Origin of the sequence: Thermocrispum agreste DSM 44070, assembly GCF_000427905.1 — a bacterium.
GTDB classification, from domain to species: Bacteria; Actinomycetota; Actinomycetes; order Mycobacteriales; family Pseudonocardiaceae; genus Thermocrispum; species Thermocrispum agreste.
Map to the genome: position 1 here is coordinate 458,019 of NZ_KE386603.1, position 23,150 is coordinate 481,168.

General features: G+C 70.4%; 22 protein-coding genes and 1 riboswitch. Of the genes, 14 read left to right on the forward strand and 8 right to left on the reverse strand.

Annotated elements, in window-relative coordinates; all coding sequences use genetic code 11:
- Positions 1-2: 2 nt before the first annotated feature.
- The 8 genes from YWY_RS0112175 to metE all read left to right on the forward strand — a co-directional run bounded on the left by YWY_RS0112175 (position 3) and on the right by metE (position 10,615).
- A complete protein-coding gene (locus tag YWY_RS0112175) occupies positions 3-1,100 on the forward strand; it encodes an SMP-30/gluconolactonase/LRE family protein (protein WP_084609219.1) in 1,098 nt (365 codons plus the stop codon).
- Positions 1,097-2,647 carry a sugar ABC transporter ATP-binding protein gene (locus YWY_RS0112180; protein ID WP_084609220.1) on the forward strand — a complete coding sequence of 517 codons (1,551 nt, stop codon included), beginning with the start codon at positions 1,097-1,099 and terminating at the stop codon, positions 2,645-2,647. The genes YWY_RS0112175 and YWY_RS0112180 overlap by 4 nt, the downstream gene beginning before the upstream one ends.
- Positions 2,648-2,656: 9 nt before the next feature.
- Positions 2,657-3,673: a phosphotransferase family protein gene (locus YWY_RS0112185; protein WP_028847824.1), complete on the forward strand. Its 1,017-nt coding sequence runs from the start codon at positions 2,657-2,659 to the stop codon at positions 3,671-3,673.
- Positions 3,674-3,687: 14 nt separating this feature from the next.
- Entirely contained in the window at positions 3,688-4,047 is a 360-nt protein-coding gene (locus YWY_RS0112190; RefSeq protein ID WP_156899218.1) for a hypothetical protein, read from the forward strand.
- A gap of 18 nt (positions 4,048-4,065) precedes the next feature.
- Positions 4,066-5,595 carry a class I adenylate-forming enzyme family protein gene (locus YWY_RS0112195; protein ID WP_028847826.1) on the forward strand — a complete coding sequence of 510 codons (1,530 nt, stop codon included), beginning with the start codon at positions 4,066-4,068 and terminating at the stop codon, positions 5,593-5,595.
- Positions 5,592-6,863 carry an acyl-CoA dehydrogenase family protein gene (locus YWY_RS0112200; RefSeq protein WP_028847827.1) on the forward strand — a complete coding sequence of 424 codons (1,272 nt, stop codon included), beginning with the start codon at positions 5,592-5,594 and terminating at the stop codon, positions 6,861-6,863. The genes YWY_RS0112195 and YWY_RS0112200 overlap by 4 nt, the downstream gene beginning before the upstream one ends.
- Before the next feature lie 304 nt (positions 6,864-7,167).
- On the forward strand, positions 7,168-7,782 hold the full coding sequence (locus tag YWY_RS0112205) for a GyrI-like domain-containing protein (RefSeq protein ID WP_028847828.1): 615 nt from the start codon (positions 7,168-7,170) through the stop codon (positions 7,780-7,782).
- Positions 7,783-8,001: 219 nt separating this feature from the next.
- Positions 8,002-8,221, forward strand: a riboswitch (cobalamin riboswitch).
- A 123-nt stretch (positions 8,222-8,344) separates the two neighbouring features.
- Entirely contained in the window at positions 8,345-10,615 is a 2,271-nt protein-coding gene (metE, locus tag YWY_RS0112210; protein WP_028847829.1) for a 5-methyltetrahydropteroyltriglutamate--homocysteine S-methyltransferase, read from the forward strand.
- A gap of 99 nt (positions 10,616-10,714) precedes the next feature.
- Here the strand turns inward: metE and YWY_RS21775 are convergent, their stop codons facing one another.
- Positions 10,715-11,356 carry a zf-HC2 domain-containing protein gene (locus tag YWY_RS21775; RefSeq protein ID WP_169725245.1) on the reverse strand — a complete coding sequence of 214 codons (642 nt, stop codon included), beginning with the start codon at positions 11,354-11,356 and terminating at the stop codon, positions 10,715-10,717.
- Between the two features lie 61 nt (positions 11,357-11,417).
- Here YWY_RS21775 and YWY_RS21780 point away from each other — a divergent pair, with 61 nt between their 5' ends.
- Positions 11,418-12,026 (forward strand): sigma factor-like helix-turn-helix DNA-binding protein, encoded by a 609-nt coding sequence (locus tag YWY_RS21780; protein ID WP_084609276.1) that lies wholly within the window; start codon positions 11,418-11,420, stop codon positions 12,024-12,026.
- Here YWY_RS21780 and YWY_RS0112225 read toward each other — a convergent pair.
- From YWY_RS0112225 to YWY_RS0112235, 3 genes are all read right to left on the reverse strand, one after another.
- Entirely contained in the window at positions 11,974-12,567 is a 594-nt protein-coding gene (locus YWY_RS0112225; protein WP_084609222.1) for a vitamin K epoxide reductase family protein, read from the reverse strand. The two genes, YWY_RS21780 and YWY_RS0112225, sit on opposite strands and share 53 nt — an antisense overlap.
- A complete protein-coding gene (locus YWY_RS0112230; RefSeq protein WP_245566654.1) occupies positions 12,564-13,244 on the reverse strand; it encodes a DsbA family protein in 681 nt (226 codons plus the stop codon). The genes YWY_RS0112225 and YWY_RS0112230 overlap by 4 nt, the downstream gene beginning before the upstream one ends.
- Before the next feature lie 236 nt (positions 13,245-13,480).
- The gene (locus tag YWY_RS0112235) at positions 13,481-14,137 is read right to left on the reverse strand and encodes a TetR/AcrR family transcriptional regulator (RefSeq protein WP_028847832.1); all 657 of its coding nucleotides are present in this window, start codon (positions 14,135-14,137) and stop codon (positions 13,481-13,483) included.
- A 100-nt stretch (positions 14,138-14,237) separates the two neighbouring features.
- On the opposite strand from YWY_RS0112235, the gene YWY_RS0112240 reads away from it, so the two are divergent.
- Both YWY_RS0112240 and YWY_RS21785 read left to right on the forward strand, forming a co-directional pair.
- Positions 14,238-15,281, forward strand: coding sequence for a glycoside hydrolase family 113 protein (locus YWY_RS0112240; RefSeq protein ID WP_028847833.1), 1,044 nt, complete (start codon positions 14,238-14,240; stop codon positions 15,279-15,281).
- Between the two features lie 72 nt (positions 15,282-15,353).
- A complete protein-coding gene (locus YWY_RS21785) occupies positions 15,354-15,998 on the forward strand; it encodes a class I SAM-dependent methyltransferase (RefSeq protein WP_051310192.1) in 645 nt (214 codons plus the stop codon).
- A 60-nt stretch (positions 15,999-16,058) separates the two neighbouring features.
- Here the strand turns inward: YWY_RS21785 and YWY_RS0112250 are convergent, their stop codons facing one another.
- The 4 genes from YWY_RS0112250 to YWY_RS0112265 form a co-directional block, all read right to left on the reverse strand.
- Positions 16,059-17,270 carry a PP2C family protein-serine/threonine phosphatase gene (locus tag YWY_RS0112250; RefSeq protein ID WP_028847834.1) on the reverse strand — a complete coding sequence of 404 codons (1,212 nt, stop codon included), beginning with the start codon at positions 17,268-17,270 and terminating at the stop codon, positions 16,059-16,061.
- Between the two features lie 92 nt (positions 17,271-17,362).
- Positions 17,363-17,743 (reverse strand): RidA family protein, encoded by a 381-nt coding sequence (locus YWY_RS0112255; RefSeq protein WP_028847835.1) that lies wholly within the window; start codon positions 17,741-17,743, stop codon positions 17,363-17,365.
- The gene (locus YWY_RS0112260) at positions 17,743-18,498 is read right to left on the reverse strand and encodes an IclR family transcriptional regulator (RefSeq protein WP_028847836.1); all 756 of its coding nucleotides are present in this window, start codon (positions 18,496-18,498) and stop codon (positions 17,743-17,745) included. Before YWY_RS0112260 ends, YWY_RS0112255 begins: the two co-directional genes overlap by 1 nt.
- A complete protein-coding gene (locus YWY_RS0112265; protein ID WP_038045046.1) occupies positions 18,495-19,511 on the reverse strand; it encodes a sugar kinase in 1,017 nt (338 codons plus the stop codon). The genes YWY_RS0112260 and YWY_RS0112265 overlap by 4 nt, the downstream gene beginning before the upstream one ends.
- A 96-nt stretch (positions 19,512-19,607) precedes the next feature.
- Here YWY_RS0112265 and YWY_RS0112270 point away from each other — a divergent pair, with 96 nt between their 5' ends.
- The 3 genes from YWY_RS0112270 to YWY_RS21790 are packed head-to-tail and all read left to right on the forward strand — an operon-like array spanning position 19,608 to position 23,149.
- Positions 19,608-20,894, forward strand: a complete 1,287-nt coding sequence (locus YWY_RS0112270) for an amino acid deaminase (protein ID WP_038045047.1) — start codon at positions 19,608-19,610, stop codon at positions 20,892-20,894.
- Between the two features lie 15 nt (positions 20,895-20,909).
- A complete protein-coding gene (locus YWY_RS0112275; RefSeq protein ID WP_028847839.1) occupies positions 20,910-22,496 on the forward strand; it encodes an N-acyl-D-amino-acid deacylase family protein in 1,587 nt (528 codons plus the stop codon).
- On the forward strand, positions 22,496-23,149 hold the full coding sequence (locus YWY_RS21790) for a bifunctional 4-hydroxy-2-oxoglutarate aldolase/2-dehydro-3-deoxy-phosphogluconate aldolase (protein ID WP_038045048.1): 654 nt from the start codon (positions 22,496-22,498) through the stop codon (positions 23,147-23,149). The genes YWY_RS0112275 and YWY_RS21790 overlap by 1 nt, the downstream gene beginning before the upstream one ends.
- The last annotated feature ends 1 nt before the right edge of the window (position 23,150 follow it).

A 23,150-nucleotide genomic window follows, 5' to 3' on the forward strand; every position in this document is an offset into this window, starting at 1 on the left:
CGGTGTCACGATTCGAAGCTCTGCAGCTGATCAAGGAGTTCCTGTTCCCCGGCAGGCACAGTGGGACGGCGATTCCGCCGCTCGACGGCGGGCTGACCCCCAACGACGCGCTGGAGGAAGCGAAGCTGGTCGTGGAGCTTCCCGAGCCGGACGACGTGCTGCTCGACGCCGATCAGCTGTACGTCACCAGCGGGAACACACTGCTGCGCATGCCGGCCGACGGCGGTGACCCGGTCACCGTCGCCGAGTTCGGTGGGGAGGCAGGGGCGCTGGCGCGCCTGGTGGACGGCCGGTTGCTGGTGGCGGTCGCCGGCGTCGGGGTCGTCGCGGTCACCGCGGACGGCCGCACCGAGGTGGTGCTGGACCAGGTGGCCGGACGGCCATTGCGGTGTCCGACCGACTTCGCGGTGGCTGCCGACGGTTCGGTGCTCGTCACCGACGGGTCGAGCAAGCACGCCGGGCAGCAGTGGGTGCACGACCTGATGGAGTGCAACCGGCTGGGCAGGCTGGTGCGTTTCGACCCGGACAGCGGCTCGGCCGACCTGCTCGCCGACGAACTCGGCTACGCCAGCGGGGTGACGCTGACCGAGGACGGCGCCGCCGCGGTGGTCAGTGAGGCTTGGACGCACCGGATCAGCACGTTCCCGCTCGACGGCGGGCAGCCGAGCGTGCTGAAGCAGAACCTGCCCGGTTATCCCGGACGGCTGCAGCCCGCCGCGGGCGGCGGTTACTGGCTGGCGATGTTCGCGCTGCGTACCCAGCTGGTGGAGTTCGTGCTCACGCAGCGCTACTACGTCGAGGAGATGATGCGCACGATCGAGCCGGACCTGTGGATCCGGCCCGCGTTGCGCGGCCTCAACAGCGGCCTGGAGCCGCTGCAAGGCGGCCAGATCCGCAAGCTCGGCGTGGTCAAGCCGTGGGCCCCGCCGCGGTCCTACGGGCTGGCCGTCCGGCTGGACCCGGACGGATATCCGGCGAGCAGCCTGCACAGCAGAGGCGGAGGGAGCAGGCACGGCGTGACGTCGGTGCGGCAGTGCGGGCAGCGAGTGCTGATCGCGTCCCGTGGCGGGGACTGCGTCGTGGAGGTGAGTCACCCATGAGCCAGTCCATGGTCGACCTGCTCGACATCTCCCCGGACCAGCGGGACACCAGGCTGGTCGATCTGCGCAAGGTCACCAAGACCTACCGGGGCGTGCATGCCATCAAGGACATCGACTTCACCCTCGACGCGGGGGAGGTGCACGCCCTGGTCGGCGAGAACGGTGCGGGCAAGTCGACGTTGTGCAAGATCCTTTCCGGCGCGGTGCAGCCCACCTCCGGTGAGATGTTCATCGCCGGCGAGCGGGTGTCGTTCCGCCGGCCGCACGACGCGCTCGAGCACGGCGTGGCGATGGTCTACCAGGAGACCAGCCTGGTGCCGACGATGACGGCCGCGCAGAACATCGAGCTCGGCCACGAGCGGCTGCTGACCCGGTTCCGGTCGCTGAACATCGGTGCCCAGCAGCTGCTGATGTCGATGAACTTCCACGTCAACCCGACGGCCTACGTGTCGACGCTGGGCGCGGCGCAGAAACAAATGGTGGAGATCGCGCGGGCGTTGCGGTCGAACGCGCGCATCGTCATCTTCGACGAGCCCACGGCGACGTTGACGCCGGAAGAGACGCTGCACCTGTTCGACGTCATCAACAAGCTGCGCGAGGCGGGGCTGGGCATCATCTACGTCTCGCACATGCTGGAGGAATCCCTCAAGATCGCCGACCGGGTCACCGTACTGCGCGACGGCGAGCGGATCGTGACCCTCGATGCCAAGAAGACGACGCGCGACGAGCTGGTCAAGCACATGGTCGGCAGGGCGCTGACCGGGACGCAGACCCGGCGGCGGTCCGGCGGCGACGGCAAGCCGCAGCGCAGGCGGAAAGTGCTCGAGGTGGAAAACCTCATCCTCGGCAACGTCGTGCGGAACATGTCGTTCTCCGCCTACGCCGGGGAAGTGCTGGGCATCGCGGGCCTGATCGGCAGCGGCAGGACCGAGACCGCCAAGATCATCGCGGGCGCGCTCAAACGCAACCGGATCCACGGCGGACGGGTCCTGGTGAACGGCAAGCCGGTGCGGTACCGGGTGCCCAAGCAAGCCATCGACGACGGCATCGTCTACATCACCGAAGACCGCAAGGCCGACGGGTTCTTCGAGACGATGACCATCGCGGAGAACCTGTATCTCGGCTACCTGGCGTCGCGCCGCGGCCGCAAGCGATGGCTGCTGTCCCGCAGGCGGCGGGCGGAGATCGCGCGGGAGTGGACCAAGCGGCTGCGGATCAAGGCGATCAACTCCGACGCCAAGATCGTCGAACTGTCCGGCGGCAACCAGCAGAAGGTCGTCGTGGGGAAATCCCTGGTCGCCGACCCGGAAGTGGTGATTTTCGACGAGCCGACCCGCGGGGTCGACGTCGGGGCCATCGAGGAAATCCACCAAATGATCCGTCAGCTGGCCGACGAAGGAAAAGCGGTGATCGTGATCTCGTCCTATCTGCCGGAGATCCTGGCCGTGTCGGATCGCATCCTGGTCACGCGGTTCGGCCGGGCGGTGGCGGAATTCAGCGCCGAAGAGGCCACGCAGGAAAAGATCATGTACGCGGCGATCTTCTGAAGGTGGGCCATGGGCATTCTGGACGCGCCACCACAGGCGATCGAAGAACGGTTCGGCAGGCAGCTCGGCAGGCCGGTACGGCTGGTGGAACGCAAGCTGGCCGGGGAAGGCCTGTCGGACGAGACCGGTGTGCTCGTGCTGGACGACGACGGCGAGCTGCGGAAGGTGGTCGTGCGCCTGTTCCGCCCCGGCGCGATGGCCCGGCACGAGGTCGATCCGCGGCGCCTGCACCGGCTGCTGGTGGCACTGACCGCCACGCCGGTCCCGGTGCCGCAACCGCTGTGGTTCGATGCGGATCGTTCGTTGTTCGGCGAGAGCTACTCGGTCGTGGCGTGGGTACCGGGGATCGCCGTGGTGCCGTGGTCGCCGGAGGGGCGCAAGTACCTCGCCGAGGTCGGCCGGGGGCCGATCGGTGAGGACTTCTGCCGGATCCTTGCCGAGATCCACGCCATCGACCAACACACCGCGGACGTGGGCTTTCTCGGCGTGCCGCCGGCAGGCACGGCGTTCGCCGAGGCGGAGATCGCCCAGCTGGAGGACTACCTGCGGCGGGTCGCCGACGAGCCGGAACCGATCATCGTCGACGGCCTCGGCTGGCTCCGGGCCAACGTGCCTGCCAGCGAACGGATCGGCCTGGTGCACGGCGACTACCGCACCGGCAACGTGCTGTTCGGCGACGACCGGGTCAACGCGGTCATCGACTGGGAGTTCGCGCGGTTGGGGGACCCGCTCTACGACGTCGGGTGGGTGTGCTGTCCGTCCAACCGCGTCGACAGCGACCTGGTGTGCATGATCCTGCCCCAGGAGGAGTTCCTGGCCCGCTACGAGCGGCACGCCGGATGCCGGGTGGACCGGGACGCGCTGCACTTCTGGATCACGTTCCACCAGGTCCGGCACGCGGTCATGTGGCTGGACGCGGGCAAGAAAGTCCGTGACGGCCAGATCGACGATCTTCGCCTCGCGCGAATGCACTACACGATGCCGACCATGCGCGCCATGGTCGCCGACTGTCTCGCATACACATGATCAGCCCGGCACAGATGCTCTTGGCGATCCGCAAGGAACTGACCACCTCCGTGCTGCCGGCCATCACCGACGACCGTGCGCGCTCCTCGGTGATCGCGACGGTCGGCATCCTCGGCGTGCTGGCCCTGCAGGTCAGGGAGGACGACGCGTGGCTGGCCGACTCGGTGCGGGTGCTGTCGGCCGGGGTGCGGCGGTGGCCGGTGGAGGTTCCCGACGAGGTGGCGGACGCGCGCCAGTACCGCAGGCAGTTGCTGGCCGCGATCACGGAGTTGATCAGGCGGATCTGGGACGGGGAAGCGGACAGCGCGCTGCTGCCGGACATCCGCGGAGTGTTGCACGCCGACCTGGAGCTGCAGTTGAAGCGAACTCGGTGACGAGGAACGGAGCGAGGGATGGACCGCTACACGTTGGCGGAGGTGCTGCGCAAGCACCGCACGGCGGGCAGTGTGAACGCCGAGCGGATCGCGGTGACGTTCGAAGGGGCGTCGCTGACCTACGACGAGCTCGACGCGCGCTCGGACCGGGTGGCCGCCGGGTTGCGAGCCCGGGGGTTCGCGCACGGCGACCGGGTCGGGGTGCTGCTGTACAACCGGTTGGAGTGGCTGGAGCTGTTCTTCGCCGTCGCCAAGCTCGGCGGCGTCGTGGTGCCGATCAACTACCTGCTGAAACGCAAGGAAGTCGAGTTCATCCTCGACGACTGCCAAGCGCGCTGGCTGGTGTTCGAGAAGGCGCTGGCCGACGTGGCACCGGTGGACGGATCACGCCGCATCGTCACCATCGACACCTCCGTCGACGGCGGCATCGACTACCAGGAGCTGCTGTCGGCCGATGCGGACGACGCTCCCCGTGACGCCGCGAAGGCCGACGACCTGGTGTTGCTGCAGTACACCTCGGGCACCACCGGCACCCCGAAGGGGGCCATGCACACGCACTCCACGGTGCTGTGGAACAGCTTCCACCAGATCGTCGACTACGAGATCACGGCCAAGGACGTCTACCTGATCGTGCCCGCGCTGTGCTGGGCGGCCGGGCTGCACGACATCGCGCTCGCCACGCTGTGGCGGGGCGGGCGGGTGGTGCTGAGCCCGAGCACCGGGTTCGAACCCACCCGTCTGCTGGCCACCGTGCAGCGCGAGCGGGTCACCGCGACGCTGATGGTGCCGACCGTGCTCAAGCGGGTGCTGGCCGAGCCGACGCTCGGCGACTACGACACCTCGTCGCTGCGGCTGATCGTGTCCGGTGGTGAGCCGGTGCCGGTGACGGCGATCGAGGACGCGCAGCGGAAGCTGCCGAACTGTGCCGTGCTGCAGGTCTACGGCATGAGCGAGTTCCCGACCATGATGAGCTACCTGCCCGCGGAGGACGCGGTTCGCAAGCTCGGGTCCGCCGGGCGGGCGTGCAGCGCGGCCGAGTTGCGGATCGTCGACGACAAAGGCAACGACGTGCCGCCCGGTGTGGTCGGCGAGATCATCTGCCGCTCCCCGGCGAACATGATCGGCTACTACAACCGGCCGGAGGCCACCAAGGCGGCGCTGGCCGGGGGCTGGCTGCACACCGGGGACCTGGCCACTTACGACGAGGAGGGATACATCTTCATCTCCGGCCGGGCCAAGGACATGATCATCTCCGGCGGGCTGAACGTGTACCCGGCCGAGGTGGAACGCGTGCTGGCCCAGCACGACGACGTCATCGAGGCCGCCGTGGTCGGCAAACCGGACGACAAGTGGGGCGAGGTCGGCGACGCCCTGGTGGTCGTCCGGCCGGGGGCGACCGTCACGGAGGACGAACTGCTCGAGCACATGCGCGCCGAGCTGGCCAACTACAAGATCCCCAAGCGCATCACGCTGACCACCGAACCGTTGCCACGCACCACGTCCGGCAAGGTTCAGAAGTTCCGTGTCAAGGAGTTGCTGCAGTCATGACGTGGGAGTTCGCCACCGAGCCGGAATTCGCCGAGAAACTGAAGTGGATGCGTGAGTTCGTCGACGAGCGGGTGTCCCTGCTGGAGACCGTCGACCTCGACGACGACGCCTTCCGCGCCGCCATCGCGCCGCTGCAGGAGGAAGTCAAACGGCGCGGCCTGTGGGCCGCCCACCTCGACCCGGAGCTGGGCGGACAGGGGTTCGGGCAGGTCAAGCTGGGGTTGATGCACGAGATCATCGGCCGCAGCTGGGTCGCCCCCTACGTGTTCGGCAATCAGGCGCCGGACTCGGGCAACTCGGAGATCTTGGCGCGCTACGGCACCGAGGAGCAGCGCAGGACGTACCTCGAGCCCCTGCTGGCCGGAAAGCTGCGATCGGCGTACGCGATGACCGAGCCGGGCGCGGGAGCCGACCCGACCCTGTTGAGCACCCGCGCCGAACTGGACGGCGACCACTGGGTGATCAACGGCCGGAAGTGGTTCATCACGAATGCCTCGGTCGCCGACTTCTTCATCGTCATGGCGGTCACCGACCCCGACGCGCCGCCGCGGGAGCGGGCCTCGCAGTTCATCGTTCCCGCGGGCACACCCGGCCTGGTGGTCGAGCGGGATTTCGGCACGATGGAGGATCCCCGGCCCCGGCCGGGCCGGCTGGACAACCACGCGGAGGTGTCGTTCACCGACGTCCGGTTGCCCGCGTCGGCGATGCTCGGCGAGCGTGGCGCGGGATTCGCCATCGCGCAGAGCAGGCTCGGTCCCGGCCGGATCCACCACTGCATGCGCTGGGTCGGGCAGGCGCAGCGGGCGCTGGACATGCTGTGCGAGCGGGTCAAGTACCGGTTCACCCACGGCTCGCTGCTCGCCGACAAGCAGACCATCCAGAACTGGATCGCCGACTCCTGGACCGAGTTGAACGCGCTGCGCCTGATGACCTTGCAGGCTGCCTGGATCATCGACACCCAGGGGGTGCGGGCGGCACGCGTGCACATCAGCTCCATCAAGTACTGGGGGGCCAAGGTCCTGCACGACGTCATCGACCGGGCCCTGCAGGCCCATGGCTCCCTCGGCTACTCGTCGGACCTGCCGCTGGAGCAGATGTACCGGAAGGCGCGTGCGGCACGGATCTACGACGGTCCGGACGAGGTGCACCGGCAGGTCGTCGCCCGGCATGTCTTGCGGGAGTACTCCGCGCCCGCCGACGAACTTCCCACCGAGTGGGTGCCGCGGCGGCGGGAGAAGGCGATGGAGGTCTTCGCATTGACGGAGTGACGCGGGAAGCGAGCCCCAGGCGCACGGGCGATGATCCGGGCTGGTGGCGCGCGTCGGCCTGTCGCTGAAGCGAGCCCCAGGCGCACGGGCGATGCACGATGAGCTGCGCCACCACCATCGCGGTCTGCAAGCGAGCCCAGGTGCACGGGCGATGCGGTCCCGCGACGGCCGACGGTGCCGCAAAAGCCGCAAGGCGCCACAAAGGCATTGTCGGCCGTCCCACCGCGCCGAGCAGAGCCGTCGCCGGGGGATCGGCACCCTCGTTCGCGTCGTCGGTGTCGGTGGTTCCGGCTAAGGTGCGCGCGTGTCCAAGGCCGATTTCAAGAAGCTCGACTGCTACCGCGCCCGCAGCGGGGAGTTCCGCGTCGTCGACGTTCCGCCGCTGCAGTACCTGATGATCGACGGATACGGCGATCCGAACACCAGCGCGTCCTTCCGGGAAGCGGTCGAGACGCTGTTCCCGCTGGCCTACAAGCTGAAGTTCGCCAGCAAGCAGGAGCTGGGCCTGGACTACGTCGTCATGCCGCTGGAGGGCTTGTGGTGGGCGGACGACATGGACAGCTTCACCACCGCGCGGGACAAGTCCAAGTGGCATTTCACCGTGATGATCATGCAGCCGGAGTGGATCACCGGCGACATGTTGCAGGCCGCGAAACGGAAGGTGGCCGCGGCCGGGCAGGCGCCCCGGCTCGACGAGGTGCGTCTGGAGACCCTGGAGGAGGGCCGGTGTGTGCAGACGCTGCACATCGGGCCGTTCGACGAGGAGGCCGAGACGCTGGCGACGATGCACCACGACGTCATCCCGGCCCAGGGTTTCGCGCTGACCGGCAAGCACCACGAGATCTACCTGTCCGATCTGCGGCGGGCCGCGCCGGACAAGTTGCGCACCATCCTGCGGCAGCCGGTGCGCCCGGCGTGACGGCTGCCGCGGCCCGTGGGTGGGCGCCGCTGGTGGCCGTGGTGTCGGTTGCGTGCCTGTCCTGTGTTGTCTGTGTGGCTGGGCCGTGGCGAGTGCTGGCTGGTGGTCGTGGTGTCGGTTGCGTGCCCGTCCTGTGCTGCCTGCGCGGCTGGGTCGTGGCGAATGCGCCGCTCGGGGGCCGGGCTTTCCACGACGTGGCCGGGCTTGCCCGGCGGGACTAGGCTGACTGTCGCCGATGGTCCGCCTCCGCGCCGCGCGGAGGCGGGGCAAGAGGGAACCCGGTGCGAATCCGGGACTGCCCCGCAGCGGTGAACGAGAACGACCACCGTCATCGAAGCACTGGGCGTGCGCATCGCCTGGGAAGCGACGGCCAGTAGGTCCACCGGTCGCCCGGTGGGTGCTCGTGAGTCCGAAGACCTGCCATCGGCGCGCACGCCGCCGGCGTGCGCTGGTCCGGCGCCACTCGGGTGGGCTTGCGGACACGCCCTCGTGAGCCAAGGGCGCCCTGCCTGCTGCCCGCGCGGCGCCGGCGCGTCCATTCCAGCTCGCGAGGAGAGAGCGAATGACCGAAACCGCCATCGGCGCCACCGTGCTGGGGTACCCGCGGATCGGGCCGAACCGGGAACTCAAACGCGCCGTCGAAAGCTACTGGTCCGGCGACCTGGACGAGCCCGCACTGCAAGCCGTCGCCGCCGAGCTGCGCCACGCGACGTGGCGGGAACTGTCCGATGCCGGTCTGGACAGCGTTCCCGGCAACACCTTCTCCTACTACGACCACGTGCTCGACACCGCGGTGATGGTCGACGCCATCCCGCAGCGGTATCGCGACCTGGGCCTCGGCGATTTCGACACGTACTTCGCGATGGCCAGGGGCACGACCGAGGTGGCGCCGCTCGAGCTGACCAAGTGGTTCGACACCAACTACCACTACCTGGTCCCCGAGCTCGGTCCAGCCACCTCGTTCCGGTTGCGCAACGACGTCCCGGTGCAGGACTACCGGCAGGCCGCGCAGGCCGGGATCACCACCCGCCCGGTGCTGCTGGGACCGGTGACGTTCCTGCTGCTGGCCAAACCGGCGCCGGGTTCCGAGCCGGGGTTCACCACGTTGAGCTTGCTCGAGCCGTTGGTGGAGGCCTACGCCGACCTGCTGACCCAGCTCGCCGCGGCGGGAGCGGAATGGGTCCAGCTCGACGAACCGGCGTTCGCGGCGGACCGTTCCGCCGCCGAACTGGCCGCGCTGCGCCGCGCCTACGACCGGCTTGCGTCCCTGCCGCACCGTCCCAAGCTGCTGGTCACCGGCTACTACGGTGACCTCGGCGACGCGCTGCCGGTGCTGGCCTCGACCGCGGTGGAAGCGATCGCGGTCGATCTCGTGGCGGGGCCAGGGGCGGCGGAACGGATTCCGGCGATTCCCGGGTTGCGGAGCAAGATCGTGGTGGCCGGGCTGGTCGACGGACGCAACATCTGGCGGACGGACCTGCGTGCCGCGCTGGAGCAAGTCGAGCCGATGCGCGACGCAGTGGCGGGCCTGGCGGTGTCCACGTCGTGTTCGCTGCTGCACGTTCCCTACGACCTGGCGAGGGAAACCGACCTGGATCCGGCGTTGCGCGAGCGGCTGGCGTTCGCCAGGCAGAAGCTCGCCGAGGTCGTGGTGCTCGGCCGGGCGCTCCGTGGCGAGGACGTGGCGGCGGAGGTGGAAGACGCCGCGGCGGCCGTCGAGCGCGGGCGGAGCGCCGCACGCCGGGACGAGACCGTTCGCCGGCGCCTGGCCGAGCTTTCCCCAGCGGACCGTGCCAGGCCCCCGTACCACGAACGAGCGGCCGCGCACCGTCAGCGGCTGGACCTGCCGCCGCTGGCGTGCACCACGATCGGTTCCTTCCCGCAGACCCGGCGGGTCCGCAAGGCCAGAGCCGACCTGCGGGCGGGACGCATCGACCAGCAGACCTACCGGCAGCTGATGCGCGCCGAGATCGAGTCGGTCGTGCGCCTGCAGGAGGAGATCGGGCTCGACGTGCTGGTGCACGGTGAACCCGAGCGCAACGACATGGTGCAGTACTTCGCCGAGCGGCTGGAGGGCTTCGCGACCACCCAGCACGGATGGGTCCAGTCCTACGGCACGCGCTGTGTTCGTCCGCCGATCCTGCACGGGGACGTCAGCAGGCCGGGGCCGATCACCGTGGAGTGGAGCAAGTACGCGCAGTCGCTGACCTCCCGTCCGGTCAAGGGCATGCTGACCGGCCCGGTCACCATCCTGGCGTGGTCCTTCGTGCGGGACGACCAGCCGCTGGCCGCCACCGCCGACCAGGTCGCCCTGGCGCTGCGCGACGAGATCGCGGATCTGGAGGCCGCCGGGTTGTCCGTCGTCCAGGTCGACGAGCCCGCGCTGCGCGAGCTGCTACCGCTGCGGGAGCGCGACCGCAAGGCGTATCTGGACTGGGCGGTCGGCGCCTTCCGGCTGGCGACCGGCGGGGCGAGCCCGGGCACGCAGATCCACACCCACCTCTGCTACTCCGAGTTCGGCGACGTGATCACCGCGATCGACGCGCTCGACGCCGACGTCACCACGATCGAGGCGGCGCGCTCCCGTATGGAGGTGCTCGACGACCTGGCGGACGCCGGCTTCGCCCGCGGTGTCGGACCGGGTATGTACGACATCCACTCCCCGCGGGTGCCTAGCGTCGAAGAAGTCGGGGAGCTGCTGGACGCGGCGTTGCGCGTGGTGCCCAGGGAACGGCTGTGGGTCAATCCCGACTGCGGGCTGAAGACCCGCGCGTACGCCGAAGTCGAACCGGCCTTGCGGAATCTGGTGCAGGCAGCCCGAGCCCGTCGCTGACCTCGGCGCGGTCGGTCTTGTGCGGCGGGCGGGCGCCGATCTGTCCGGTGCTCGCCCGCTCCACCACCTGCTGCATGGATGACGACGTGCTTGCCGCCGTCACGGCGCCGGCTCCGGCAGTTGCCCGGGCAAGCCGTCGAAAGCGGCCGCCGGCGCTGCGCAGCGCCGGCTCCGGTAGACCGCGTAAAGCAGGCCGGATGCGACCAGGACAGGCAGGTGGGCCAGCACGTCGGACACGGTGACCAGCCCTGCGGCGAGATCGAGCGCGGCAAGCACCGTCAATACCCCGGTGAAGCACACCATCACCGGGAGCATGGCCGCCGCGTAGCGCGGCCGCGCGGCGGCGACGAACAGCCCGACGGCCAGCGCCAGTGTGCACGTCGCGGTCTCCTGGACCAGGCGGCTGGAGGTCGTGCCTGCCTGGTGCACGGGACCGGGCTCCGCCAGCAGCTCGGCCATCCCCAGCCCGCCGATGACCAGCGCGAGCACCCCCAGTGCCGCGCGGGTTCCGGTGTCGTCCGCCTTGGCCGGGCGGTGGCGGGCCAGCACCGCGGCGGCCAGGTCGGGGCCGGTGGCCACCGGCCGGACGCGCAGCCGCCTGGTCAGCTGAACCGCCTGGGTGTGCCACTGCCTGCACTCGCCGCACTGCGCCAGGTGCCGGTCGACATGCTCACGCAGGGCGGGCTCGGCTTCGCCGTCCAGACGCGCCGACAGAGCCTCACGGGAAGTTTCGCAGTCCACGAAGACATGGTGGGTCGAACGGCGACGCAATTCCAGCCCGTGCCCAATACCATCCGACGCAATGAACGACGATCTCGACGGGGTGACCAGCCTGGCGCTGGATGCGCGCGCCGGTGATCGCGGCGCGCTGGCCCGGTTCGTGCGCGCCACCCAGCACGACGTGTGGTGGTTCGCGGCGCTGCTGGCAGACGTCGGGGTCGCCGGGAAGCTCGCGGTGGAGACTTTCGAGCGGGCGATGGCCGTCCTGCCTCGGTACTCCGGGCGCTTGTCGGCGCGGACCTGGCTGCTCGCCATCGCTCGCCGCGTCGTGCTCGAGCACCTCCGCTGGGGCGGCACGCGTTCGCAGGCCGCGCCCGCCACCCCGCGGCCGGGCGGGGCAGGAGAGCAGCCGCCAGCCGGGGCCGACGATCTCGTCGAGGCGAACCTGCTGCTCGGCACCCTCGATCACGATTGCCGCGAAGCAGTGGTGCTGACGCAGACCCTCGCACTGCCGTATGGGGAAGCCGCCGTGGTCGTGGGCTGTTCGGTGGCCACGATCCGCTCGCGAGTGGCCAGGGCCCGCGCTCAGCTGGTGCGAGCCGCCGGGCATCACGCGGCCGCGGGCGCGGGGTCGCAACTCACACCAGACTGGTCCAGTACGACCAGAATCTCTGCACCACCAGCGCGATGATCACCACGTACCACAACGCGAGGATCGCGCTGTGTACGCGGCGCAGCGGCGCCAGCGCCGGCCAGGCGTCCAGTGCCGAGTACCAGAAGATCGGGATCGTGACCGCCCAGACGACCATGCAGTAGGGGCAGAGCGCGCCGATGTCGTAGAGACTGCTCGCGATCAGCCAGTGGATGAACACCACCGCCACGGTGCTGCCCGCGACCATGCCGGCGCGGTACCACCGCGGCGGGCGGAATCCGGCGAGCATCGCGACGCCGGTGGTGACCACCACGGCGAAGCCGCCGATTCCGAGCAGCGGGTTGGGGAAGCCGAGCACCGCGGCCTGCGAGCTGTCCATCACCGACCCGCAGGACAACACGGGGTTGAACGAGCAGGTCGGGATGTAGTCGGGATCGCGCAGCCTGGCGATCTTCTCCAGAGTCAGCGCGCCCGACGCCAGCAGTCCGATGCCGCCCGCGATGACGTACAGCCACGCCAGCCCGCGGGACGGGGCGGCAGCCTCCGCGGCAGGCCGGCCGGTCTCAGTTCGTGTGCTCATCCCAGCGCCTTGTCCAGTTCCGCGCGCAGCTGACGTTCGACGTCGGCGAAGGTCTCCCCGGACGGCTCGAACCGTTTCCCGTTGATGAAGAACGTCGGCGTCGCCTCCACCCCGAGCTTCTCACCGTCGGCCATGTCGCGCTGCACCTTCTTGCTCACATCGGCCGCCTCGATGTCCGCGCGGAACTGTGCGACGTCCAGGCCGATCTCGCGGGCGTAGCGCTCGAACTGGCGCGCTGCTTCCTTCGGGTCCGATCGCAGGGACTCGCCTTGCACGGCCCAGTCCGTCCAGTTCTGGTACAGCTTCGTGTACATCTCGGCGAACTTGTCCTGCTTGCCCGCGGCCTCGGCGGCGCGTGCGGCCAGGGGGGCCAGCGGGTGAATGTCCAGCGGAAAGTTGCGTGGCACGAACGTGATGCGGCCCGCGTAGTCCTTCTCGATCTTGCTGGTGATGTTGCGGTAGTAGGCCGCGCACGCCGAGCACTGGTAGTCCAGGAACTCGACCAGCGTGACCTGGGGACCGTCGGGGTCCGCCTCGCTCAACGTGTGGGCGTCCTCGGGTACCAGCGTCTCGGACGGGGCGGCCGCGGTCGTGCCGTTGTCGTCATCGCCGCCGAAAAGCAGGATCGTGCCGAAGACGACCAGCGCGAGCACGACCACCACGCTGGTGAGAATCACGTTGATCGACGGTCGGCGGGGGCCGTCCAGCGGGCTCCGCCGGCGGGGCGACTGGGTGGGCATGTGTCTTCCTCACTCCTGACCAATCACGCTCACCGACATCGTCGACAGCAGGGTGCACAGTTCCGGTGAAGTCCCGGTACCGTCACACGGACGGGTTTTCCCATGGACTCGCTCGATGGGCCCGCAAAGACACCGAAGGTGCCCGCTCAGGCGGCCGGCGCGGTGACGCCCGGCTACCCCTCCGAAGAACCCCCGGCACAGGCGTCTTCCGCGGCCTCGAGTGCCGGAGCGAGCTGGCGCAGTGCCTCGGTGAGCAACGTGGCGAGCGAACCGGACGGCACCATCAGCGCGCTGCTCGTGGCGGCCGGCTGCACCCATCTGCGGAGCGCCACCCGCACGGCGGACGCGACACCGGCGGCCAGCACTTCCGCCTTCAGGCGCCGCGTGTCCTCGTCGCCGCCCAGCCTGGCCGCGATCGCGTTGGCCAGTGGCGCCTCGATCGCGGTCGCCGACTCCAGGTAGGCCTGCCGCACGCCGGGGTGGCCGGTGATGGTGAGCAAGGTGTCCCGGTGCCGCTCGGACGGCTCGGTGAATTCGCTGACCACGGCGTTGATCACCGCCTCGGCGAGGCCGGCCGTCGCCGGCTGGTTCGCCAGCGCTTCGGCGACGCGCTGCTCGCGTTCGGCCGTCACCGCGGCCACGATGGCCTGCTCCCGGCTGGCGAAGTAGTTGTTGTAGGTCCGCGGGGAGACCCCGGCGGCGTCGGCGATGTCCTCCACCCGTACCTGGTCCACGCCGCGTTCCAAGGCCAGCCGCAGGGCGGCCTCGCGGAGGGCTTTGCGCGTGGCCTCCTTCTTCCGTTCCCGCAAACCACCGGTTCGGCTCGGCACGTGGCCAGTGTCGCACGAATCTTGCGTGTGCGCAAACTTGCGTGCACGCAACTTTTTCCGTACCGTGGCCGTCGCCCACAGGACTGGAAGGGATCGGGCGATGCGAATCAAGGGAATGACCTACGACACCGGCTTCATCCGGCCGGGCAACTGCTCGCGAGAGCACTTCGACCCGGCCACCGTGCGCCGGGAACTGACCATCATCCGCGACGACCTGCACTGCAACGCCGTGCACATCGTGGGTGGTGACCCGGGCCGGCTCGAGCTCGCCGCGCAGTGCGCCGCCGAGCTCGGCCTCGCCGTCTGGTTCTCGCCGTACCCGCTCGAGCTCGATCGTCACCAGATGCTCGAACTGTTCGCCGACTGTGCCCAGCGGGCCGAGCGGCTGCGGCGACAGGGCGCGGACGTCGTGTTCGTCACCGGGGTGGAGCTCACCGTGATGAACCCGGGGTTCGTGCCGGGAAACGATCCGGCCGAACGCGTCGCAGCACTGGTGAGCGACCCGAAGCTGCGCGCGGAGAACTTCGCCGGGGTCAGTGCCCGGCTCAACGACTTCCTGGCCGAAGCGGTCGCGGTGGTCCGGGAGCACTTCGCCGGGCCGCTCACCTACGCGTGCATTCCGTTCGAGCGGGTCGACTGGTCGCAGTTCGACTACGTCGCGGTCGAGCTCATGCGCACCGCCGAGGTGCAGGACAGGTTCGTCGACGCGGTACGGAACCTCGTCGCCCAGCCCAAGCCCGTGGTGATCACCGGCTTCGGCACGGCCACCTGGAAGGGCTCCGCGGACATCGCGCCGCGCAGCATGGAGATCGTCGACTGCGACGAGCACGGGCGTCCGCTCAGGATCAACGGCGACTACGTCCGCGACGAGGAAGGGCAGGCCACCTACCTGCGGGAGCTGTTGGAGATCTACGACGAGGCAGGGGTCGAGGGGACGTTCCCGTTCCTGTTCGCGCTGGAGTCGTACCCGCATCGTCCCGACGACCCGGAGCGGGACCTGGACCTGGCCGGCGTCGGGATCGTGAAGGTGCTCGAGAACGGGCGCGGCGAGACGTATCCGGACATGGCGTGGGAGCCGAAGGCCGCGTTCACCGCCGTGGCCGACTACTACCGGAAGCAGGACGACCGACGCCGAAGCCGGTGACGGGGGAGCGGGCGGAGGAACATCGGCCGGGGGCGTTCCTCCGCCCGCTGCGGCTGCTGCGATGATCCGAGTGTGGACAGTGTGCAGGAGGCGTATCGCAAGCGGGCCGCGGAGTACATCGAGCGACTGGGCAGCATCGACGCGACCGCGGAGGACGATCGCCGCCTGGTCCGCTCCTGGGCGCGCGGGCTCCCCAAGGGGCTGGTCCTGGACGTCGGATGCGGCCCCGGCCACTGGACGCACTGGCTGCGCCTGCAGGGCGTGAAGGTGGCGGGAATCGACCCGGCCCAGGAGTTCATCGCGCATGCGCGGCAGCACTATCCGGACGCCGACTTCCGGCTCGGGCGCGCCGAGCACCTGGATCACGCCGACGGCAGCCTGGCCGGGATTCTCGCCTGGTACTCGCTCATCCACCTGCCACCGCCCTGCATCCCGGACGTGCTCGCCGAGTTTGCCCGGGCGCTCAAGCCGAACGGCGGGCTGCTGCTCGGCTTCTTCACCGGCGACAAGGTCGAGCCGTTCGACCACCAGGTGACCACGGCGTACTACTGGCCGGTCGACGAGCTGGAGCAGCTGGTCCGCGACGCCGGGTTCGACGTGCTGCGCAAGGAGACCAGGAAGGACACGGATGCCCGGTCGCACGGAGCGATCTCCGCGCGACGCTCGGCCGGATCCGGCAACGGAAGCCGCCGGGCAGGCACGGACGGCGGTTCGTGACGCGGCCGCGTGTCCGGGCGAAGAGACCGATCCGGCGGTGTGCGTGCCCGCGCGGCCCGGCTACTCGGTCCGGCGCAGCACCAACAGCGCCACGTCGTCGTCCGGGGTGCTGTTGCCCACCAGGTCAGCCATGATTCGCGCGCACACGCCTTCCGGATGGTCCGGCGTCACCAGCTGGCACAGCCGGTGGATGCCTTCGTCGATCGACTCGCCCCGGCGTTCCACCAGCCCGTCGGTGTAGCACACCAGCACCGCGCCGGGCTCGAGATCCACCGGGTTGGTGCGGCGGGGGACCGGGCGGAGATCGGAGTGCATCGGCGGGTCCACCGGGATCGCCGCCGGTGCCGCAGGCGAATGCGCCGAGGCCACGATCGGCCGCAGGTGTCCCGCGCTGGACATCCATGCGCGGCCGCCTGCCGCATCCAGCACCGCGTACCCGACGGTGGCCATGCCGTTGGACTCGAAGTGGAAGATGTTGCGGCTCAACCGGATCAGTGTGTCGGCGGGGGCGCTGCTTTCGATCGCGTACGCCCGCAGCGCGCTGCGGATCCGCCCCATCACCGTGGCGGCGCCCAGCCCGTGCCCGGCGACGTCGCCGATGGCGACCCCCCAGCGGCCGTCCAGCAGCTCGAACACGTCGTACCAGTCCCCGCCGACGCCGGTGCGTGAGCCCGGCACGTACCGCGCTGCCAGTTCGAACCCGGGAACGTGCGGCAACCGCGGCGGAAGCAGGCTGCGTTGCAGCGCTAAGGCGGCCGCCCGGTCGATGGCCATCAGCTGGGCCCTGGTGGTCAGCGCGATCCAGTCGGCGGCCAGCTGCAGCACGTGCTCGTCGTTGTCGCTGAACGTGCGCTCGCGCAACGACCCGACGTGCAGCACGCCGATCAGCTTCGAGCCGGCCAGCAGCGGCACGCCGAGCATGGATCGCAGGCCCTTTTCCCACAGCAGCGGATTGGCCACGGTGGTCGGATCGACGTGCCGCAGGTGGATCGGTTTCCGTTCGGCGGCGACTCGCCCGGCGAAGCCCGCCCCGAGTTCCACCCGCACGCCCTGCTGGACTTCTTCCTCCAGCCCGTTGGCCGCCGCGGCCCGCAGGTGCTCGGCGTCGTCGTCCCAGAGCAGGATGACGGCGGCGTCCGCGGACAGCAGCTCCCGCACCCGGCCGAGCAAAGCGCCGAGCGTGCTTTCCAAGTCGAACTGCGACAGCGCGGTATCGGCGACCACCGCGAGCTGTTCAGCGCGGTTGTCCACATCGGGCGCATCACGGGGCATTCCCTAACCGTAGCCCTGGACACCCGATGTCAAGGCCGTACGACGCGATTCACCGCCCGAGGTGACCTGTGGTGATCGGCTGTCGACCGCGCTCAGCCGACCACGGCGAGCGCGTCGATCTCCACCAGCAGGCCAGGGGGCAGCCCCACGTAGACCGTCGTCCGCGCCGGGTAAGGGTCCGACAGGAATTCCTCGTACACGGCGTTCATCTCGGCAAAGTGCGCGACGTCGGTCAGATACACCCGGAACATGATCACGTCGGACTCGCTCGCCCCGGCCGCTTCCAGTGTGGCCAGCACGTTGCGCATCGCCTGCCTGGTCTGCTCGCCGACGGTCGATCCCACCACCTCCCCGGTGGCAGGGTCGGCCGCGATCTGCCCGGAGACCTGCACGAAGGCGCCCTTGCGGACCGCCGGGGACAACGGCGCGGGCGGCTTCTTGGCGCCTTCCGGGTAATAGGCGGTGCGGGACATCAACGCTCCTTTCCCGGCGCCGGGGCGCCGCACTCGATGGATGCCTTCTCCGCCGCGGCCAGCAGGTCGGGCAGCAGCGACATCAGCTCGTCCAGGCCGGCGATGACCTTGGGCACGGACACCGACGCCGCCGCCACCACGCCACGTGGTCCGCTGATCGGGGCGGCGATGCAGTTGATGAAGTCCTCGTGTTCGCCGTTGTCGACCGCGTAGCCGCGCTCGGCGACCTTCTCCAGCTCCGCCAGGTACTCCTCGGCCGAGGTGATGGTGTTCTCGGTCAGTTTCGGGTAGTCCAGGCTCTCCGCGATCACCCGCCGGCGCTGCGGTGGCAGCGCCGCGACCAGCACCTTGCCCACCGCGGTGCAGTGCAGCGGCGCGCGCTTGCCGATCCGCGAGTACATCCGCACGGCGTGCTTGCTTTCGAACTTGTCGATGTAGATCGCCTCGCCGTCCTCGTAGCTGGCCAGGTGCACGGTGTGGCCGGTCCGCTGGTTGAGCTCGCGCAGGGCGGCTTCCGCGCACCGCCGGACGTCCCGGTCCTCCAGCGATCGCTGGGCCAGGTCGAACAGCGCCGTGCCCAGCCGGTAGTGGTGCGGCCCCTCGCGCTGCACGAAGCGATGGGCTTCCAGCGTGCGCAGCAGCCGCAGCACGGTCGACTTGTGCACCCCGACGGCGGCGGCCAGCTCGTCCAGCGTCTTGCGCCCGCCGGCCAGCTGCTCCACCAAGGTCAGTGCGCGGTCAAGGCTCTGGCTCATGAGCTCATCTTCGGCCCTTCGTCCGGGACCGCCAGCCCGTGCTCGGTGATCCGCGCCCGGGTCCAGGTGCTCTCGTCGGCTTCCAGCAGGCAGGCGACCACGTCGTCGGGCAGGGGCAGGCCGAGGTCGCTGGGGGAGCGCAGGGCGCCCGCGGCGCGGAGGTGCCCGGCCCGCAGCCGCCGCTGCGGGGAGGCACCCCGGAGGGTGGCGGAGAGAAAGCCCGCCGCGAAGGCGTCCCCCGCGCCGACCGGTTCCACCACGTCGACGGCGAGCGCGGGCTGGAAGAGCGGAGCGCGATCCCGGCCGCTGGCGGGGTCGCGCTCGATCAGGGTGGCTCCCCGCCCGCCGTGCTTGACGACCAGCGTGTCCGGCCGGGGGAGCAGCCGGCGAATGTCTCGCGGCGACGTCACCCCCCACACTTCGGCGGCTTCGTCGTCGCCGACCAGCACGATGTCCGCCGCGTTCGCCAGTTCGCCGAGCACCGAGACATCGCGGCCCGCCCACAACACGGCCCGCCAGTTCACGTCGAACGACAAGCGGTGCGTGGCCCGTGGGACGGCGACCAGCGCGCGCATCAGTTCCAGGCAGTTGTCGGACAGGGCCGCGGTGATGCCGGTGACGTGCACCAGCCGCACGCCGTCGAGCCGCAACGAGCCCACCAGGTCCGGCCCCATGGCGGAGGCGGCCGAACCGGAGCGGTAGTAGCGCACGGTGCTTCCGGTGACGTGGCATTCCTTCACGTACAGGCCGGTCGGGCGGTGCGGGTCGACCGTCACTTGCGAAACGTCCACGCCCGCCGCGGCGATTTCCGCGGTCACCGCGCGGCCGAACGCGTCGTCGCCGACGGCGCTGACCCAGCTGGTCCGCAGGCCCAGGGCGGCCAGATGGCAGGCCACGTTGGACTCCGCGCCGCCCACCGTCCGGGTCCATGTGCGCACCCGCTCGATCGCGCCGGGTTCGGCGGGCACGAACAGGGCCATCGACTCGCCGAGGCACAGCACCTCGGTACCCATATCCCTCCGATCCGTTGACCTGCCGTCGAGCGGATGGTACACACTTTCTCGCCACATTGTGCAACGGACATTGCAGAATATGCAACGAGGCGGATCATGGACCACCCGGTGGGTATCGATCACCGTCGCGTCGCGGCCATCCGGGACGAGGTGATCGACTGGCGTTTCAAGGGCATGCCGGAGTCGCTGGCCGGCTTGTCGATCGACGAGGCGGTGCGGCGGCGGCCGAACGTGTTCCGGGACGGCTTCCTGGGGCCGTTGCTGGTGCTCGCCGACGACGCGCTGGAGCACAACCTCGCCACGATGGCGCAGTGGTGCGCCCAGCACGGCGTGGCGTTGGCGCCGCACGGCAAGACGACCATGGCCCCGCAGTTGTTCGCCAGGCAGCTGCGGCACGGCGCGTGGGGGATCACCGCCGCCAACGCCAGCCAAGCCCGGGTCTACCGGGCGTTCGGCGTGCAGCGGATCCTGCTGGCCAACCAGCTCGTCGATCCCGCCGCGCTGCGCTGGCTGGCGGCGGAGCTGCGCAGGGACCCGTCCCTGGAGTTCTGCTGCTGGGTGGACACGGTGGCCGGGGTCGAGCTGATGACCGACGTGCTCGACGACGACGTCCAGGTGGACGTTCTGGTCGAGCTCGGCGCCGACGACGGACGCACCGGGGCACGCGGCCTGGACGCCGCCGTCGAGGTCGCCGAAGCCGCTGCCCGGAGCCCGCGGCTGCGGTTGACCGGGGTCGGCGGCTACGAGGGCGCACTGGCGCATGACGCCTCGCCGGAATCCCGCGCGAGAATCGACAGCTACCTGCACGACATCCGCGAGCTGGCCGTCGCGCTGGCCGGCCGGTTCCAGGGGCCGAAGGTGATCGTCACGGTGGGCGGCAGCGCCTACTTCGACCAGGTCACCCGCGCGCTCACCGCGCCGTGGCCGGAGCCGATGGACGTGCTGCCGGTGTTGCGCTCCGGCGCCTACGTCACCCATGACGACGGCTTCTACCGGGGCATCTCGCCGCTCGGCGAGCAGCCGCGCATCACCGGCTTCCCCGGCTTGCGCCCGGCGATGCGCCTGTGGGCTCAGGTCACCTCCCGCCCCTCGCACGATCTGGCGTTGCTCACCGCGGGCAAGCGCGATCTGCCGTTCGACGAAGGACTGCCGGTACCCCAGGTGCTCCGCCGGGACGGCGAGGTGTCCGGCCTGGACGGTTGCGCGGTCGCGAAGGTCAACGATCAGCACGCGTTTCTCCGGCCGGCCGGTGGTGTCCGCGTCGGGGACTGGATCGGCCTCGGGCTGTCGCACCCGTGCACCGCGTTCGACAAGTGGCCGCTGATCCCGGTGGTCGGCGACGACGGCGAGACGGTCGTCGACCTGATCCGCACCTACTTCTGACGAGGCGGGGCAGTCATGGACATCGTTTTCCGCAACGCCCGGGTGGTCGACGGCACCGGTCAGCCGGGTTACCTGGCGGACGTCGGCGTCTCCGACGGCAAGATCGCCGCCATCGAACAGGGCGGGCTCACCGGGCGGCGAGTGGTCGACGCCGACGGGCTGGTCCTCGCCCCGGGCTTCATCGACATGCACTCGCACTCCGACGTGCAGATCCTGGCGAACCCGGACCACCTGGCGAAGGTGTCGCAGGGCGTGACGACCGAGGTGCTCGGCCAGGACGGGCTGTCGTACGCGCCGGTGGACGACACCGTGCTGGACACATTGCGGGCTCAGCTGGCCGGCTGGAACGACGATCCGCCCGGGTTCGACTGGAACTGGCGCACGGTGGGGGAATACCTGGACCGGCTCGACGAGGGCGTGGCGGTCAACGCGGCCTACCTGGTGCCTCAGGGCACGGTGCGGATGCTGGTGGTCGGCTGGGACGACCGGCCGGCCACCCCGGAGGAGCTGGACCGGATGCGCCGGATCGTGGCGACCGGGCTGGCCGAGGGCGCCGTGGGCATGTCGTCCGGCCTGACCTACACGCCCGGCTGCTATGCCGACACCGACGAGCTGGTGGCGCTGTGCGAAGTGGTCGCCGAAGGCGGTGGCTACTACTGCCCGCACCACCGCAGCTACGGCGCGGGCGCGCTGGCTGCCTACGCGGAAATGGTCGAGGTCGCCCGGCGGTCCGGCTGCCCGCTGCACCTGGCACATGCCACGATGAACTTCCCGGTCAACGCGGGCCGCGCGGGCGAGTTGCTGGCGCTGCTGGACGACGCGATCGCCGACGGGGTGGACGTCACGCTGGACACCTACCCCTACCTGCCGGGCGCCACCTACCTGTCCGCGCTGCTGCCCAGCTGGGCGGCCGAGGGCGGGCTGGAGGCGACCCTGGCCCGGCTGTCCGATCCCGCGACACGTGAGCGGATCCGCCGCGACATCGAAGAGACCGGCTCCGACGGATGTCACGGCGTGCCGGTCGACTGGGAATCCATCGAGATCAACGGGGTGCGCGAGGAGGCCAACGCACACCTGGTGGGCCGCAGCGTCGCCGAGTCCGCCCGCATCGCGGGCGTGGCGCCCGCGGACCTGTACTTCGACACCCTGATCGCCGAGCGCCTCGGCACCTCGTGCCTGATGCACGTCGGCCACGAGGACAACGTGCAGGCCATCATGCGGCACCCCGCGCACACCGGCGGCAGCGACGGCCTGCTGGTCGGTGAACGGCCCCACCCGCGCGCCTGGGGCACTTTCCCGCGCTATCTGGCCCGCTACGTCCGTGAACTCGGCGTGCTCGGGCTGGAGGAGTGCGTGGCGCACCTGACCGGGCGGGCGGCCAAGCGGCTGCGGCTGGCCGACCGCGGCATCGTGCGGGCCGGCTACGCCGCCGACCTGGTGCTGTTCGACCCGGACACGGTGGCCGACACCGCGACGTTCGACGAACCGCGCCAGCCCGCGACCGGCATCCCGTACGTGCTGGTCAACGGCGTCCCGGTGATCGACGACGGCAAGCCGACCGGAGCCCTGCCCGGTCATTCGCTGCGCAACCGGAGGAACTGATGGACCTGCTCGCCCAGCTGGCCGCCCACCGCGCGCTGTGCATCGTGCGCGCCGACCATGTTCCGGATCCGGCCGGGTTCACCCGCGCACTGGTGGACGCGGGCTTGCCCCTGGTCGAGTTCGCGCTGATGAACCAGGAGGCCCTGCGGGTCATCGCGCAGGCGTCCACGGTGGACGGCGCGGTGGTCGGCGCCGGGACGGTGATGACGCCCCAGCTGGCGCGCGATGCCGTCGCTGCGGGCGCCCGGTACCTGGTCACCCCGGGGCTGCGTCCGCGGGTCTCGGAGGAAGCGGCCCGGCTCGGCGTGCCCACCGTGCTCGGCGCACTGACCCCCACCGAGGTGGCCGACGCCATCGACTTCGGCGCGGCGGCGGTGAAGGTGTTCCCCGCTTCCCGGATGGGCCCGTCCTACTTCACCGAATTGCTCGGGCCGTACCCGGATACGCCGCTGGTGGCCAGCGGCGGGGTCGACGCGGGCAACGCCGCCGACTATCTCGCCGCGGGAGCGCTCGCGGTGACCGCGGGCTCGGCGGTGGTCGGCAGGGATCCGTCCGACGTGGCGGGGATCCGCGCGCGAGCAGAGCAGTTCGTCGCGGCGGTCAAGCGGGCGGCCGGGCCGGGGGAGCCTGCCGGGCAAGGAGCGGAGTCGTGAC

What these genes read in the sequence shown, in the direction of transcription:
- YWY_RS0112195 (WP_028847826.1), top strand. Translation starts at nt 4,066, where the DNA reads ATGGACCGCTACACGTTGGCGGAGGTGCTGCGCAAGCACCGCACGGCG.
- YWY_RS0112275 (WP_028847839.1), top strand. Translation starts at nt 20,910, where the DNA reads ATGGACATCGTTTTCCGCAACGCCCGGGTGGTCGACGGCACCGGTCAG.
- YWY_RS0112225 (WP_084609222.1), bottom strand. Translation starts at nt 12,567, where the DNA reads ATGAGCACACGAACTGAGACCGGCCGGCCTGCCGCGGAGGCTGCCGCC.
- YWY_RS21790 (WP_038045048.1), top strand. Translation starts at nt 22,496, where the DNA reads ATGGACCTGCTCGCCCAGCTGGCCGCCCACCGCGCGCTGTGCATCGTG.
- YWY_RS0112260 (WP_028847836.1), bottom strand. Translation starts at nt 18,498, where the DNA reads ATGAGCCAGAGCCTTGACCGCGCACTGACCTTGGTGGAGCAGCTGGCC.
- YWY_RS21780 (WP_084609276.1), top strand. Translation starts at nt 11,418, where the DNA reads ATGAACGACGATCTCGACGGGGTGACCAGCCTGGCGCTGGATGCGCGC.
- YWY_RS0112270 (WP_038045047.1), top strand. Translation starts at nt 19,608, where the DNA reads ATGGACCACCCGGTGGGTATCGATCACCGTCGCGTCGCGGCCATCCGG.
- YWY_RS0112190 (WP_156899218.1), top strand. Translation starts at nt 3,688, where the DNA reads ATGCTCTTGGCGATCCGCAAGGAACTGACCACCTCCGTGCTGCCGGCC.
- metE (WP_028847829.1), top strand. Translation starts at nt 8,345, where the DNA reads ATGACCGAAACCGCCATCGGCGCCACCGTGCTGGGGTACCCGCGGATC.
- YWY_RS0112250 (WP_028847834.1), bottom strand. Translation starts at nt 17,270, where the DNA reads ATGCCCCGTGATGCGCCCGATGTGGACAACCGCGCTGAACAGCTCGCG.
- YWY_RS0112240 (WP_028847833.1), top strand. Translation starts at nt 14,238, where the DNA reads ATGCGAATCAAGGGAATGACCTACGACACCGGCTTCATCCGGCCGGGC.
- YWY_RS0112265 (WP_038045046.1), bottom strand. Translation starts at nt 19,511, where the DNA reads ATGGGTACCGAGGTGCTGTGCCTCGGCGAGTCGATGGCCCTGTTCGTG.
- YWY_RS0112200 (WP_028847827.1), top strand. Translation starts at nt 5,592, where the DNA reads ATGACGTGGGAGTTCGCCACCGAGCCGGAATTCGCCGAGAAACTGAAG.
- YWY_RS0112185 (WP_028847824.1), top strand. Translation starts at nt 2,657, where the DNA reads ATGGGCATTCTGGACGCGCCACCACAGGCGATCGAAGAACGGTTCGGC.
- YWY_RS0112255 (WP_028847835.1), bottom strand. Translation starts at nt 17,743, where the DNA reads ATGTCCCGCACCGCCTATTACCCGGAAGGCGCCAAGAAGCCGCCCGCG.
- YWY_RS0112180 (WP_084609220.1), top strand. Translation starts at nt 1,097, where the DNA reads ATGAGCCAGTCCATGGTCGACCTGCTCGACATCTCCCCGGACCAGCGG.